Origin of the sequence: Mesorhizobium sp. M4A.F.Ca.ET.090.04.2.1 (assembly GCF_003999085.1) — a bacterium.
In the GTDB taxonomy this organism is placed as follows: Bacteria; Pseudomonadota; Alphaproteobacteria; order Rhizobiales; family Rhizobiaceae; genus Mesorhizobium.
Genome location: NZ_RZOT01000078.1, coordinates 1 through 14,355 on the forward strand (window position 1 = coordinate 1; position 14,355 = coordinate 14,355).

A 14,355-nucleotide genomic window follows, 5' to 3' on the forward strand; every position below is an offset into this window, starting at 1 on the left:
CAGCCAAGTTCGCTCCGAAGATTGTCCGGCATGCTAGCTAGCCGATACTGGCGGCCTTGCCAATCCCAAAAGGAAATCCTAGCTCCACCGCCCCCAATCACGCGGCTGCCTTACTTGCACGATCCATAGATACTGGAGAGACCGCCTGCCCGACCTCGCTGGCTTCATAGGATAGCCGGGAAACAACAGCGGCTATAGATCGACCGGCACGGCGTTTGTTGTTCAGCCCGATGCCGAGATGGTGGCTCAGCGAGGGTTGCGGCGCAGTGGTTCGACATCGGACGATGCCGCCGTAGCGCCGAAATCGTCCATCATGCTGGATCCGCCGGTTTGACCACTGTGGAAAACGCCAATAGAAGGCAGCGTGCAGCGCCGCGCGTCCTTTTGGGCGCGCAGAGGACGCTGCGCCACCGAGAAGATTACCGGCTCCGCCGCCGGGCAGGGCGCTTTTCCATGTCTCACAACACGTTCGGCCATCTTTTCCGCGTCACCACCTGGGGCGAAAGCCATGGGCCGGCACTCGGCTGCGTTGTCGACGGCTGTCCGCCCGGCATCCGCTTCACCCGAGCGGAAATCCAGGCCGAACTCGACAAGCGGCGGCCCGGCCAGTCGCGTTTCGTGACGCAGCGCCGCGAGCCGGACGAGGTCAAGATCCTTTCCGGCTTCATCCTCGACGAGGACGGCGAGACGATGATCACCACCGGCACGCCTGTCTCGATGCTGATCGAGAATGTCGACCAGCGCTCGAAGGACTATGGCGAGATCGCCCGCCAGTACCGGCCGGGCCATGCCGACTACACTTACGAGGTCAAATACGGCCTGCGCGATTACCGTGGCGGCGGCCGCTCCTCGGCGCGCGAGACGGCGGCGCGGGTGGCAGCCGGCGCGCTCGCCCGCAAGGTCGTGCCCGGTATGATGGTACGCGGCGCACTGGTCTCGATGGGTGAAAAATCCATCGATCGGGCCAACTGGAACTGGAACTTCATCGGCGATGCGGAAAATCCGTTCTTCACGCCGGATCCGGCGTCGGTTCCCGTCTTCACCCAATATCTCGACGGCATCCGCAAGGCGGGTTCCTCCGTCGGCGCCGTCATCGAAATCGTCGCAGAGGGGGTTCCAGCCGGTCTCGGCGCGCCGATCTATGCCAAGCTCGATCAGGACATCGCGTCCGGCCTGATGTCGATCAACGCCGTCAAGGGTGTCGAGATCGGCAATGGCTTCGAGGCCGCCCGCATCACCGGCGAACAGAATGCCGACGAGATGCGCATCGGCAATGACGGCAAGCCGGTTTTCTTGTCGAACAATGCCGGCGGCATCCTGGGCGGCATCTCGACCGGGCAGGCGATCGTCGCCCGTTTCGCCGTCAAGCCGACCTCCTCGATTCTGACCCCGCGCAAATCGATCGACAAGGACGGCAACGACGTGGAGGTGATGACCAAGGGCCGCCACGACCCTTGCGTCGGCATCCGCGCTGTGCCGATCGGCGAGGCGATGGTTGCCTGCGCGATTGCCGATCACTATCTGCGGCACAGAGGACAGACGGGGAAGGGAGTGGGGCAGTAGGGCTAGCTCGCGCTCCGACGCCGAACTTTTCGCTTTCCCCTGCTCCCTTACTGCCCTATTCCCCTACTCCCTTGCGAGCAAAGCGAGCGCACAATGCCATACGACCAAAAGAAGATCGTCGAAGCCATCCGCGCCTTCGAGCGCGGCGAGATCGTCGTGGTCATGGACGATGACGGGCGCGAGAACGAAGGCGACCTGATCGTCGCCGCAGTCCACTGCACGCCGGAGAAGATGGCCTTCATCGTGCGCAATACCTCCGGCATCGTCTGCACGCCGATGCCGCGCGAGGAAGCCAAGCGCCTCAACCTGGCGCCAATGGTGGCCGACAATGACTCCGCCCACACCACCGCCTTCACCGTCAGCGTCGACTTCAAGCACGGCACCACGACCGGCATTTCCGCCGACGACCGCACGCTCACCGTCCGCAACCTCGCCAACGGCAATGTCGGCGCCTCCGATTTCGTCCGCCCCGGCCATATCTTTCCGCTGATTGCGCGCGAAGGCGGCGTCCTGATGCGCTCCGGCCATACCGAGGCCGCCGTCGACCTTTGCAAGCTCGCCGGCCTGCCGCCGATCGGCGTCATCTCCGAGTTGGTCAACGATGACGGCACGGTCAAGCGCGGTCCCGAAGTGCAGGCCTTCGCCGTGGCGCACGGCCTGAAGCAGGTTTCGGTGGCCGATCTCATCGCCTACCGGCAGCGCAAGGAAACGCTGGTCGAGCGCGTCGCCTGCTCCGACATCGACACACTCGGCGGCAAGGCTCAGGTCTTCACCTACACATTGCCCTGGGATTCCATGCACCACGTCGCGGTTGTCTTCGGCGATATCCGCGACGGTGAGGAGGTTCCGGTGCGCCTGCACTCCGAGGATGTCGTGACCGACGTGTTCGGCACCAGCCATCGGCTCGACGCCATCATGAAGGCGATGGGCGAGCGCGGGCGCGGCGTTATCGTCTACCTGCGCGAGGGCTCGGTTGGCGTTGCCCACCAGGAGCGCAAGCGGCCGGCAAGCGGCGATCGTGAAGACCACGAAGAAGCTCGCCGCCGCGAGAACGAATGGCGCGAGATCGGCCTCGGCGCGCAGATCCTCAAGGATCTCGGCATTTCCTCGATCAACCTTATCGCCTCGCGCGAGCGCCACTATGTCGGCCTTGAAGGCTTCGGCATCCACATCGCCAAGACTGAGATCCTTTAAGGCCGGTCGGCTCCGGGCTGGGAGCGGATGAACGTGTCACTGCCTTCCAGCCAGCGTAGCGGAAGGCTGCTGCTGCGCCGGCCGGCAACATCCGGCCTGGCTTTCCTGATCGACCTCTTCTCACGCAATGAGCTTGTCGCGCATCGTCCCGATCCGACGCCGGATACGCCGCAGCACAGCGCCGCAAGGCTCGCGCGCGACATCGGCCACTGGGATAGGCACGGCTTTGGCCGCTGGGCGGTCGAGGCGGGCGGGAAGATGGTCGGCTTCGGCGGCGTCACCGTCTCCAGCGATTTCGATGGTCTGAACCTGTCCTACCACCTACAGCCCGAAAGCTGGGCCACGGCTTCGCGACGGAGCTGGTGCAAGAGGCGCTGCACGCCGCCTTCGGTCCATTGCGCGCCGACCGTGTGATCGGCCTGGCGCGCCGCGCCAATCCGGCGTCGCGGCGCGTGCTGCAGAAATGCGGCTTCGTCTTCGAGCGCGATGTAATGTTGCACGGCGCGCCGACGATGCTCTTCGGTGTCACATCGCGGATGTTCGGGCGGCGCGACGAGGACCCAGGGCCGGTCGCCTGGGGACGGGAAGGGCCTTGGCTTGACAGGCTTCATTGCGCGGGAACGGCGCTCGCTTCGCATCCGGTGAGATCGCAATGCGGCCCGGCCAGGCTGCGCTGGCCGATGAGCACCGTCGTCAGCGCGATCACCCCCGCTGCCACCGACACAAGGAAGCCGCTCTGGGCGCCGAACGCATCCACCACGGCGCCGGCGGCGAAGGAGCCGAGCGCCATGCCGATGCCGATTCCGGTCATCACCCAGGTGACTCCCTCGGTCAGCATCGCTTCCGGCACGCGCCGCTCGATCAGTCCGAAGGCGGTGATGAAGGTCGGCGAGATCGCGACGCCGCTGACGAAGACGGCGAGCGCGAGTAGCGGCACCGTGCTGGCAACGAGGAGCGGCAGGGTGGTGAGCGCGATCACGGCGACCGCAATGGCCAGCTGGCGTTGCAGCGGCATTTTCAGGTTGAGCGCGCCGATGATGATGCCGAGGATGAACGAGCCGAGCGCATAGACGCCGATGACCAGGCTTGCCGCTTCCGGCTGGCCGAGCTCCTCGGTGATCGCCACCGTGCTCACTTCCGTGGTGGCGAAGGTCGCGCCAATGAAGATCAGCGCGAAGGTTATGATCTGAACCGGCCGCAGGCGGATCGCCGAGCCGCGCGCACCATGCTCCGCCGGCCGCACGCCGGGTTCGGTCGCACGCTGCAGGATGAAGGCTGCCGAGCCGAAGCCGAGGAACAGGGTGCTTGCAAGCATGCCTGCTTCCGGGAAGAGCGCAGTGCTCAATCCCACCGACAACGATGCCCCGGCGATATAGACCAACTCGTCCGCCGCCGACTCGAAGGCGAAAGCGGTGTTCAGCTCCGGGCGATCCCGGAAGATCTCCGTCCAGCGGGCGCGCACCATCGCCGGGATGCTGGGCATGGCCGCGGCAAGCAGCGCCGAAGCAAATAGCGTCCATATCGGCCAGTCCTGGTTGGCTGCCGCGATCAGCGCTGCGAAAGCGAGCACGGAGATCACCGTCGTCGGCACGACGATGCGCGTCTGGCCGAGGCGGTCCACCAGCCGGGAGATCTGCGGCGCAAGGAATGCGTTGACCAGCGCGAAGCTCGCCGAAACGGCGCCGGCCAGCCAGTATTCGCCATGGGTCTGCGACAGCATGGCGACGATGCCGATCGGCGCCATGGCGATTGGCAGGCGGGCCACGAAACCGGCCGCGGCGAAGCCCTTGCTTCCGGGAGCTCGAAAGATTTCCGAATAGGGATTCTGCATGGTCTGGGTCCTCGACAAGGGAAGGATCGACAATTACATACGCTGCGTATGAATTCAGATAGATCATACGCCGCGTATGTCAATTGGCATACGAAGCGTATGTGAATAGGGCCAGACCGCATGCACCGACCTCGCAAGGAGATGATCGCCGAGACGCGCGCCAAGCTGATCGCGGCCGCCCGCCACGCTTTCGGCACCATCGGCTATGCGGACGCCTCGATGGATGATTTCACCGCCTCGGCCGGGCTGACGCGCGGCGCGCTCTATCACCACTTCGGCGACAAGCGGGGATTGCTGCAGGCGGTCATCGCCGAGATCGACGGCGAGATGGCTGCCCGGGTGAACGAGGTGGCGGCGAGGGCGCCGACCCGCTGGCAGCATTTCGTCGACGAATGCACCACTTACATCGAACTGGCGCTGGAGCCGGAGATCCAGCGCATCATGTTCCGCGATGCTCCGGCGGTGCTGGGTGATCCCGCGCAGTGGCCGAACGCCAGCGCATGCACGGCGTCGATGACCGATCACCTGACCAGGCTGCAGGAGGAGGGGGTGGTCGTGGCCGACCTCGATCCCGAGACCACGGCGCGGCTGATCAACGGCGCGAGCAGCCAGGCTGCGCAGCGGATCGCCAATTCGCAGGATCCGGAAGCGACGTCGAAAAAGGCGGTGGCTGCGTTCAAGCAACTGCTCGAGGGGCTGCGCAAGCAGCCCTGAGCGAACGGGTCAGCAACCATGACGCGCGGTTTGTACACCGGTTTTGGGCCGGCGCGGCGCCGCCAAGATTGACAATGGCCGGGGCGAGCGCATCCTCCTCTACCATCTCTGAGGCGGGAGAGTCGGGCCATGTGGGACTTTAGCATCGGCCGGTCGGTGTCCATCATGATCAGGACATGGCCTTTCATCGTCTTTCGCATGATCGTCTATTTCGGCATCACGCTGGCCTACATTATGGCGACCGGCACCGGCGCCAGCGTCGGCTATGGCGTCGGCCACATCTCCACCGACCCCGAGGGGCCGCTCTCCTTCGCGCTGTGGGGCGGGGTGGTCGGCTTCGGCGTCGTGTCCGTAGCGGTCTATTGGATCCGCGAATACATCCTCTACGTCCTCAAGGCCGGGCATATCGCCGTCATGGTCCATCTGATCGACGGCCAGGACGTTCCCGACGGCCAGAACCAGATCTCCTATGCCAGGGCCGTGGTGACCGAGCGCTTCGCCGAGGCCAATGTGCTGTTCGTGATCGACCAACTGGTCAAGGGCGCCATCCGCGCCATCACCGGCCTCATCGGCGGCATCGCCGCCTTCCTGCCCATTCCCGGTCTCAACGGCCTTGTCAGTTTCATCAACACGGTGATCCGCATGTCGCTGACCTATGTCGACGAGATCATCCTCGGCTACAACATCCGCATCAACTCCACCTCGCCCTTCGAGACGGCGAGGCAAGGCGTCGTGCTCTATGCGCAGAACGGCAAGACCATGGTCAAGAACGCGGTCTGGCTGGCGGTGATCATGTGGTGCGTGTCCTTCGTGATCTTCCTGCTCATGCTGGCGCCAGCCGGCGCCATCCTCTGGGCCATGCCGGGCCAGCTGGGCGGCTGGGCCTTCGTTCTGGCCATCGTCTTTGCCTGGGCCTTCAAGGCAGCCTTCATCGAGCCCTTCGCCATCGCCTCTCTGATGCAGGTCTATTTCGCCACCATCGAAGGCCAGGTGCCCAATCCCGACTGGGACCGCCGGCTGGCGGAAGCCTCCTCGAAATTCCGCGAACTAAAGGACAAGGCGCTGGCGTCCTTCGGCGGCTCGCGCTGGACGCAGCCGGCACCCCAATAGCCGAACCCTTGCCTAATCCCTGTTGAACGTGCCCCTTTGGTGGCGCGAAAACATGGCCAAACCGGTCTTGCGCGCCTATATCGGGGCATGGCTACCCGTCTCTACACTCACCCGGTCTTCCTCGAACACCTCACCCCGCCCGGCCACCCGGAGCGGCCCGACCGCCTGCGCGCTATCGAGCGCGTGCTTGACGACGAGGCATTTTCGGCGCTTGACCGTGTCAAGGCGCCGGAAGGCGACGAGGCCACCATTCTTTATGCGCATCCGGAGGATTTCGTCGCGCGCGTGCGCGCCGCGATCCCTGAGACCGGCATTGTCTCGATCGATGCCGACACCAGCGCCAGCCCGAAGAGCTGGCAGGCGGCGGTGACGGCGATCGGCGCCGCCAACGCCGCCGTGGATGATGTCTTCGAAGGCCGCGCCGCCAATGTCTTCGTCGCTGCTCGCCCGCCTGGCCACCACGCCGAAAAGACCACCGCCATGGGCTTTTGCCTGTTCAACACCGCGGCGATCGCTGCTCGTTACGCGCAAAAGCAGCACCAGGCCGAGCGTGTCGCCATCGTCGACTGGGACGTGCATCACGGCAACGGCACGCAGGACATCTTCTGGGACGATCCGTCGGTGCTGTACTGCTCGACGCACCAGATGCCGCTTTACCCGGGCACCGGTGCCAGGAGCGAAACCGGCGCCGGCAACATCGTCAACGCGCCGCTGGCGCCTCGCACCGGCAGCGACACGTTTCGCGATGCCTTCCTGTCGCGCGTGCTGCCGTCGATCGACAATTTCGCGCCCGACCTGATCATCATTTCCGCCGGATTCGACGCCCACCATCGCGATCCGCTGGCCGAGATCAACCTGACCGAGGAGGATTTCGACTGGGCGACCGGCCAGCTGATGGAGCGCGCCGGGCGCCATAGCGGCAACCGGCTCGTCAGCCTGCTCGAGGGCGGCTACGATCTGCAGGGATTGGCATTTTCGGTCGCCGCCCATGTCGGGCGGCTGATGAAGGGATAGAGTATGGCAGGCGAAAGCAACGAGGACGTCAAGGCGATGAGCTTCGAGCAGGCGCTCGACGCGCTGGAAAAGATCGTCGATGATCTGGAACGTGGTGACGTGCCGCTCGACCAGTCGATCCGCATCTATGAGCGCGGCGAGGCGCTGAAGGCGCATTGCGACCGGCTGCTCAAGGCGGCCGAAGACAAGGTCGAGAAGATCAGGCTGTCGCGTGACGGCAAGCCGGTCGGCACGGAGCCATTGGACGCGGATTAGTCCGCACGGGGCGGGGCAGAGGAAAGCAGGCAGGAATCCAAGCGATGTGCCGAAACATCAAGACCTTGTTCAACTTCGAACCGCCGGCGACCAATGATGAGGTCCATGACGCAGCCTTGCAATTCGTGCGCAAGCTGAGTGGCTCGACCAAGCCCTCCAAGCGCAATGAGCATGCCTTCAACCATGCGGTCGAGGCGATTGCGGCCGCGGCGCGAGAGTTGCTTGATTCGCTTGAAACGACACAGACTCCGCGCAATCGCGAGGAAGAGGCGGCCAAGGCAAAGGCCAGATCCGCCCTCCGTTTCGCCTGAGGGATCGGATGAGCTTCTTTCCGGGAAACGATCCTGAGCCCGGCGATTCGTTCGCCTGCGACCAGATCGAACTGATGGTCATTCCCAACGCCAAGGACATTGGCGGCTTCGAGGTTCGCCGCGCCCTGCCCACCGCGAAACGCCGTCTGGTCGGGCCGTTCATCTTCTTCGACCGCATGGGGCCGGCCATCCTGCGCGCCGGCCACGCCATCGATGTCCGCCCGCATCCACATATCGGGCTTTCCACCGTCACCTATTTGTTCGACGGCAAGATCAGACATCGCGACTCGCTCGGTACCGAAATGGTCATCGCACCGGGCGACGTGAACCTGATGACCGCCGGGCGCGGCATCGTCCATTCCGAGCGCACGCCTGAGGAATTGCGTGGCGCGCCGATGTCGATCTCCGGCCTGCAGACCTGGCTGGCGCTGCCCGACGGCAAGGAGGAAGTCGCCCCGGTCTTCCAGAACACCGCGGTGATGCGCCTGCCCGCGATCGATGCTGAAGGCGTCAGCGGTCGCGTCGTCATCGGCGACTTTTCTGGACTGCGCTCACCGGTTTCGACCGCCTCGGACACCCTTTATGCCGATCTGAGGCTGGCGGCTGGCGCCAGCATCAAGATTCCGGCCGATGCCGAGGAACGCGCCATCTACACGCTGGAAGGCGAGGTCTCGATTGCCGGGGACCGTTTCCCGGCCGAGCGGCTTCTGGTGTTCAAACCGGGCGACGAAATCGTGGTTTCGTCGGAGAACGGTGCCCATTTCATGCTGTTCGGCGGCGCCTCGCTCGGCTCCCGGCGCTACATCTGGTGGAATTTCGTTTCGTCGTCGAAAGAGCGCATCGAGCAGGCGAAAGAAGAATGGAAGACGGGCCGCTTCGATATCGTTCCCGGAGACGAGGAAGAGTTCATTCCGTTACCGGACAATTAACGTCAGAACCATCCGCGTCATTGACACGCATTTACATTCGCCGGGCGGCGGCATATTTCGCCCATGATCAACGTGCATGACATCAGGTTTCACCAGGCCTCTCAACAAGTGAACGCGACGCTGCAAACGCCACTCCTCGACAAGGTCCGCATCCCCGCGGATCTGAGGACGCTTGACGAAAGCGAGCTGCCGCAGCTCGCCTCGGAACTGCGCGCCGAGCTGATCGATGCCGTTTCCCACACCGGCGGTCACCTTGGCGCCGGGCTCGGCGTGGTCGAGCTCACCGTTGCGCTACACTACGTCTTCAACACGCCGGACGACCGGCTGATCTGGGATGTCGGCCACCAGGCCTATCCGCACAAGATCCTGACCGGCCGCCGCGACCGCATCCGCACCTTGCGGCAGGAGGGCGGCCTTTCCGGCTTTACCCGGCGGGCCGAGAGCGAATACGACCCCTTCGGCGCGGCCCACTCCTCGACCTCGATTTCCGCCGGCCTTGGCATGGCTGTCGGACGCGAGTTGTCCGGCGGACGCAACAACGTCATTGCCGTCATCGGCGACGGCGCCATGTCGGCCGGCATGGCCTATGAGGCGATGAACAATGCCGGTGCCCTCGATGCCCGGCTGATCGTCATCCTCAACGACAACGACATGTCGATCGCTCCACCGACCGGCGCTATGAGCGCCTATCTGGCGAGGCTCGCCTCCGGCAAGGCCTATCTCGGCCTGCGCGATTTCGGCAAGAAGCTGACCTCCTATCTCGGCAAGCGCGCCGACCGCGCCATCACGCGGGCAGTCGAGCATGCGCGCGGCTACGTTACCGGCGGCACGCTGTTCGAGGAACTCGGCTTTTATCACATCGGCCCGATCGACGGGCACAATCTCGAGCATTTGATCCCGGTGCTGAAGAACGTCCGCGACAATGCCGACGGCCCGGTGCTGATCCATGTCGTGACCCAGAAGGGCAAGGGCTATGGCCCGGCGGAAGCCGCCGCCGACAAATATCACGGCGTCAACAAATTCGACGTCATTACTGGCGCGCAGGCCAAGGCGCCCGCCAACGCTCCAAGCTACACCAAGGTCTTCGCCGAGAGCCTGATCCAGGAAGCGCACGCGGACGACCGCATCGTGGCGATCACCGCCGCCATGCCGAGCGGCACCGGGCTCGACCTCTTCGGCGAGGTTTTCCCGACCCGGACGTTCGATGTCGGCATCGCCGAGCAGCATGCGGTGACGTTCGCCGCCGGGCTCGCCACCGAGGGCTACAAGCCCTTCGCCGCCATCTATTCGACCTTCCTGCAGCGCGCCTACGACCAGGTTGTCCATGACGTGGCGATCCAGAAGCTGCCGGTGCGCTTTCCAATCGACCGCGCCGGCTTCGTCGGCGCCGACGGCGCCACCCATTGCGGCGCCTTCGACACCACCTTCCTCGCGTCGCTGCCCGGCTTCGTCGTCATGGCAGCCGCCGACGAGGCGGAGCTGCGCCATATGGTGCGCACCGCCGCTCATTACGATGAAGGCCCCATCGCCTTCCGCTATCCGCGCGGCAACGGCGTCGGCGTCGACATGCCGGAACGCGGCTCGGTGCTCGACATCGGCAAGGGCCGCGTCCTCAAGGAAGGTACCAAGGTGGCGCTGCTCTCCTTCGGCACCCGCCTGCAGGATTGCCTGACGGCGGCCGAGGAACTCGGCGCGGCGGGCCTTTCGACCAGCGTCGTCGACGCCCGCTTCGCCAAGCCCCTGGATGAGGATCTGATCCGCCGGCTCGCCCGTTCGCATGAGGTGCTGGTGACGGTCGAGGAGGGCTCGGTCGGCGGTTTTGCCAGCCAGGTGCTGCATTTCCTCGCCCACGAAGGACTGCTTGAAAGCGGCCTCAAGGTGCGGCCGCTGGTGCTGCCGGACGCTTTCACCGACCACGCCAAGCCCGAGAAAATGTATGCCGACGCGGGACTGGACACGGCGGGCATCGTGCGGACCGTCTTCGTCGCCCTGGGCCAGGCTGCACAGGCCCAGCGCGCCTGAAACAAAGTCTGAGGCCTCTGAATCACTTTGCCGGCTTGCGGTTGTAACCAACTGTTTACGCTGCCGTTTGCCGCTTTGATTACCCTTTCTCTTGGCCGTTTTTCAACGGCGGCCTGCTAGAAGCCTCCCAGGGACACGGGGCAACGACCATGAACAGGTTTGTGTGCGGCATCGCCTTTTTGGCGCTGGCCGCTGCGCCGGCGAGGGCCGAGACGCGCTACGACCGCACCCTCGAAAAGGCGGTGATGGACATTGTCGCCGGCAAGATCGGCGATATCCGCGGCGGCTTTTCCTACAAGCAGGTTCCACAACTGGTCGTCCTGCCCGACACTCTCCCGGCGGTGCCGGTCGATCCGCTACGCCGGCAGGCCTCTGGCAATGCCAATGACGGCCTGGCGCCGGCTGTCGAGCGGCCGGTCTCGCGAACCATCTTCTAGTGCCCTGTGCCAATGTCCTTGCCTTCGCGACCGGCTTTCGCCAAGGAAGGCCGATGAACTCCGCATTGCCAGCCAGTCCTCGCCAGCGGCTCGACGAATTGCTCGTCCAGCGCGGCCTGTTCGCCAGCCGCTCGCGCGCCCGCGACGCCGTCGAGCGCGGCACCGTGACGGTCGACGGTGCTGTTGCCCGCAAGCCCGGCCAGGGCGTCCTGAACGATTGCCACATCGCCATCGATGATCCGGCGCAACGTTACGTGTCGCGCGCGGCGTTGAAGCTGATCGCCGGCCTTGACCGGTTCGGCCTCGACCCCACCGGCAGCGAAGCGCTCGACATCGGCGCCTCGACCGGCGGCTTCACCCAGGTGCTGCTCGAGCGCGGCGCCGCGCACGTCACCGCGATCGATGTCGGCCACGGCCAGATGCATCCGGAGATTTCAGGCGATCCGCGCGTCACGGCCATCGAGGGCCTCAATGCCCGAGATCTCTCGTCCGCCGACCTGGGCGGCGTTGTCCCCGATTTCATCGTCTGCGATGTCAGCTTCATCTCGCTGAAGCTGGCGCTGCCGCCGGCGCTTGCCCTCGCCGGGGATGGCGCCAGGGCGCTGCTTCTGGTCAAGCCGCAATTCGAGGCCGGCCGCGAGGCGATCGGCAAGGGCGGCCTGCTCAGGGATCAGGCTGACGCCGAACGCATCGCCGGCCTGCTCGGCGACTGGCTTGGCGGCGTTCCCGGCTGGCGCGTGCTGGGGCGGCACCCATCGCCGATCGAGGGCGGCGACGGCAACCGCGAGTTCCTGCTCGCCGCCATCAAGGATGAAAAATGAGCGCGCGTTTCACCATCGCCAGGCTTGGCTCGCAGGGCGACGGCATTGCCGAGGCCGACGGCGGCGAGGTTTTTGTCCCCTTCACGCTGCCGGGCGAGACGGTCACCGCCGCGCGCGAAAAACACCGCGCCACGCTGATGTCGGTGCTGGAGGCATCGCCGCTCAGGATCGATCCGGCCTGCCGGCATTTCACCGAATGCGGCGGCTGCGCGCTGCAGCATTTCGAGGCTGAAGCCTACCGCCAGTGGAAGCGCGACAAGGTTGTGCAGGCATTGAAGGCCAAGGGCATCGCTTGCGAAGTCGCCGCGGTGGTGCCATGCGCGCCCGAGACGCGTCGCCGGGTCGTCTTCAGCGCCCGGCGCACCGAGGCCGGCATGCTGCTTGGTTTCGTGCGCGCGCTCTCCTCGGAGATCATTCCGATCGAGGAGTGCCCGATCTCGCTGCCGGCGATCGTTGCCGCGCTGGGCCGCCTGCGGGCGTTGGCCGACCTGGTCTGCGCCACTTCGAAAGCCTTCCACATGACCGTCACCGTGACCGCATCCGGTCTGGATGTCGCGGTCCAGGACGGAGGCAAGCTCGGCGATCATCAGCGCCGCATCGCGTCGAATTTCGTCACCGCCGAGGGGTTGGCCAGACTATCGGTCGATGGTGAGATCGTCGTCGAGCCGAAGAAGCCTGTGGTGCAGTTTGGATCGGTCGCCGTAGCCGTGCCGCCCGGCGCTTTCATGCAGGCGACCGAAGCCGCCGAGCGGACCATGGCCGAGCTGGTCGGCCAGCACCTGTCGCGCGCCAAGAAGGTCGCCGACCTGTTCGCCGGCTGCGGCAGCTTCGCGCTGCGCCTGGCCGCCAAGTCGGAGGTCCATGCCGTCGAAGGCGATGCGCCGGCGCTTGCCGCGCTCGACCGCGCCTTCCGCTTCGCCAGCGGCCTGAAGCGGGTGACCAGCGAGCGCCGCGACCTGTTCCGGCGGCCGCTGACTTTCAAGGAGCTGAATGCCTTCGACGGCCTGGTCTTCGATCCGCCGCGCGCGGGAGCCGAGGATCAGTCGAAGCAGATCGCCCGCTCGGACGTGCCGCTGGTGGCCGCCGTATCCTGTAACCCGGTGACGCTGGCGCGGGATCTGCGCATCCTGATCGACGGCGGCTACACGCTGAAGAGCGTGACGCCGATCGACCAGTTCCTGTGGTCGCCGCATGTCGAGGCCGTCGCGCTGCTGGAGAAGCCGAAGCGAAGGCGGTAATCGCTCAAACCCTGGTGCCGCCCACCGTCATCTGGTTCATCCTCAGATGCGGCTGGCCGACACCCACCGGCACGCCTTGTCCGGCCTTGCCGCACATGCCGATGCCGTTGTCGAGCTTCATGTCGTTGCCGACCATGGTGACGCGGTGCATGGCGTCCGGCCCGTTGCCGATCAGCATCGCGCCCTTGATCGGCTGCGTTACCTTGCCGTCCTCGATCATGTACGCCTCGGTGCAGCCGAACACGAATTTGCCCGACGTGATGTCGACCTGGCCGCCGCCGAAGGAGACGGCATAGATGCCGTTCTTGACCGAGGCGATGATCTCTTCCGGCTGCATTTCGCCGGCGGTCATGTAGGTGTTGGTCATGCGCGGCATCGGCTGGTGCGCATAGCCTTCGCGCCTTCCATTGCCGGTCGCCTTCATGCCCATCAGCCGCGCGTTCTGGCGATCCTGCATGTAGCCGACCAGCTTGCCGTCCTCGATCAGCACGTTGCGCGCCGAGGGCGTGCCCTCGTCGTCGACGGTCAGCGAGCCGCGCCGTTCGGGTAGCGTGCCGTCGTCGACGACGGTGACGCCTTTCGCCGCCACCTGCTGGCCCATCAGCCCGGCGAAGGCAGAAGTCTTCTTGCGGTTGAAGTCGCCCTCCAGTCCGTGGCCGACGGCTTCGTGCAGCATGACGCCAGGCCAGCCGCTGGACAGCACGATGTCGAATGTGCCGGCCGGCGCCGGCACGGCCTCTAGATTGACCAGCGCCTGGCGCAACGCCTCCTTGGCGGCGTGCTTCCAGCTCTCCTCGACCAGGAATTCGCCAAAACTCTTGCGGCCGCCCATGCCGTAGGAGCCGCTCTCCTGGCGGTCGCCGCTGCCGACCACGACCGCGACGTTGATCCTGACCAGCGGGCGGATGTCGCGCAC

At 65.4% G+C, this 14,355-nt stretch carries 14 protein-coding genes and 1 pseudogene; 13 read left to right on the forward strand and 2 right to left on the reverse strand.

What is annotated here, in order from left to right:
• Nucleotides 1-453 precede the first annotated feature (453 nt).
• The 3 genes and pseudogenes from aroC to EN781_RS08300 all read left to right on the forward strand — a co-directional run.
• Nucleotides 454-1,563 carry a chorismate synthase gene (gene aroC, locus EN781_RS08290; RefSeq protein ID WP_126055937.1) on the forward strand — a complete coding sequence of 370 codons (1,110 nt, stop codon included), beginning with the start codon at nucleotides 454-456 and terminating at the stop codon, nucleotides 1,561-1,563.
• 93 nt (nucleotides 1,564-1,656) lie between these two features.
• Nucleotides 1,657-2,757 carry a 3,4-dihydroxy-2-butanone-4-phosphate synthase gene (gene ribB / locus EN781_RS08295; protein ID WP_126055936.1) on the forward strand — a complete coding sequence of 367 codons (1,101 nt, stop codon included), beginning with the start codon at nucleotides 1,657-1,659 and terminating at the stop codon, nucleotides 2,755-2,757.
• Nucleotides 2,758-2,784: 27 nt separating this feature from the next.
• Nucleotides 2,785-3,290 (forward strand): annotated as a pseudogene (locus EN781_RS08300) (GNAT family N-acetyltransferase); the annotation flags it as partial.
• A gap of 74 nt (nucleotides 3,291-3,364) precedes the next feature.
• On the opposite strand, the gene EN781_RS08305 reads toward EN781_RS08300, so the two are convergent.
• On the reverse strand, nucleotides 3,365-4,588 hold the full coding sequence (locus tag EN781_RS08305; RefSeq protein WP_126055935.1) for an MFS transporter: 1,224 nt from the start codon (nucleotides 4,586-4,588) through the stop codon (nucleotides 3,365-3,367).
• A gap of 120 nt (nucleotides 4,589-4,708) precedes the next feature.
• Between EN781_RS08305 and EN781_RS08310 the strand changes: the two genes are divergently transcribed.
• The 10 genes from EN781_RS08310 to EN781_RS08355 all read left to right on the forward strand — a co-directional run bounded on the left by EN781_RS08310 (nucleotide 4,709) and on the right by EN781_RS08355 (nucleotide 13,439).
• A complete protein-coding gene (locus EN781_RS08310) occupies nucleotides 4,709-5,302 on the forward strand; it encodes a TetR/AcrR family transcriptional regulator (RefSeq protein ID WP_126055934.1) in 594 nt (197 codons plus the stop codon).
• A gap of 129 nt (nucleotides 5,303-5,431) precedes the next feature.
• Nucleotides 5,432-6,412 (forward strand): hypothetical protein, encoded by a 981-nt coding sequence (locus EN781_RS08315; RefSeq protein ID WP_126055933.1) that lies wholly within the window; start codon nucleotides 5,432-5,434, stop codon nucleotides 6,410-6,412.
• Nucleotides 6,413-6,499: 87 nt separating this feature from the next.
• Complete coding sequence (locus tag EN781_RS08320; protein ID WP_126055932.1) at nucleotides 6,500-7,426, forward strand: histone deacetylase family protein; 927 nt, start codon at nucleotides 6,500-6,502, stop codon at nucleotides 7,424-7,426.
• 3 nt (nucleotides 7,427-7,429) lie between these two features.
• Nucleotides 7,430-7,681 (forward strand): exodeoxyribonuclease VII small subunit, encoded by a 252-nt coding sequence (locus EN781_RS08325; protein ID WP_126055931.1) that lies wholly within the window; start codon nucleotides 7,430-7,432, stop codon nucleotides 7,679-7,681.
• Nucleotides 7,682-7,725: 44 nt separating this feature from the next.
• Complete coding sequence (locus tag EN781_RS08330; protein ID WP_126055930.1) at nucleotides 7,726-7,992, forward strand: DUF2277 domain-containing protein; 267 nt, start codon at nucleotides 7,726-7,728, stop codon at nucleotides 7,990-7,992.
• 8 nt (nucleotides 7,993-8,000) lie between these two features.
• Nucleotides 8,001-8,921, forward strand: coding sequence for a pirin family protein (locus EN781_RS08335; RefSeq protein ID WP_126055929.1), 921 nt, complete (start codon nucleotides 8,001-8,003; stop codon nucleotides 8,919-8,921).
• A 108-nt stretch (nucleotides 8,922-9,029) separates the two neighbouring features.
• On the forward strand, nucleotides 9,030-10,943 hold the full coding sequence (gene dxs, locus EN781_RS08340) for a 1-deoxy-D-xylulose-5-phosphate synthase (RefSeq protein WP_126059182.1): 1,914 nt from the start codon (nucleotides 9,030-9,032) through the stop codon (nucleotides 10,941-10,943).
• A 149-nt stretch (nucleotides 10,944-11,092) separates the two neighbouring features.
• The gene (locus tag EN781_RS08345; protein ID WP_126055928.1) at nucleotides 11,093-11,380 is read left to right on the forward strand and encodes a hypothetical protein; all 288 of its coding nucleotides are present in this window, start codon (nucleotides 11,093-11,095) and stop codon (nucleotides 11,378-11,380) included.
• Nucleotides 11,381-11,433: 53 nt separating this feature from the next.
• Nucleotides 11,434-12,201: a TlyA family RNA methyltransferase gene (locus tag EN781_RS08350; RefSeq protein WP_126055927.1), complete on the forward strand. Its 768-nt coding sequence runs from the start codon at nucleotides 11,434-11,436 to the stop codon at nucleotides 12,199-12,201.
• Nucleotides 12,198-13,439 carry a class I SAM-dependent RNA methyltransferase gene (locus EN781_RS08355; RefSeq protein ID WP_126055926.1) on the forward strand — a complete coding sequence of 414 codons (1,242 nt, stop codon included), beginning with the start codon at nucleotides 12,198-12,200 and terminating at the stop codon, nucleotides 13,437-13,439. Before EN781_RS08350 ends, EN781_RS08355 begins: the two co-directional genes overlap by 4 nt.
• A 4-nt stretch (nucleotides 13,440-13,443) precedes the next feature.
• On the opposite strand, the gene EN781_RS08360 is transcribed toward EN781_RS08355, so the two are convergent.
• The coding region (locus EN781_RS08360; RefSeq protein ID WP_245492561.1) for a metallopeptidase TldD-related protein at nucleotides 13,444-14,355 on the reverse strand (912 nt) is incomplete at its 5' end.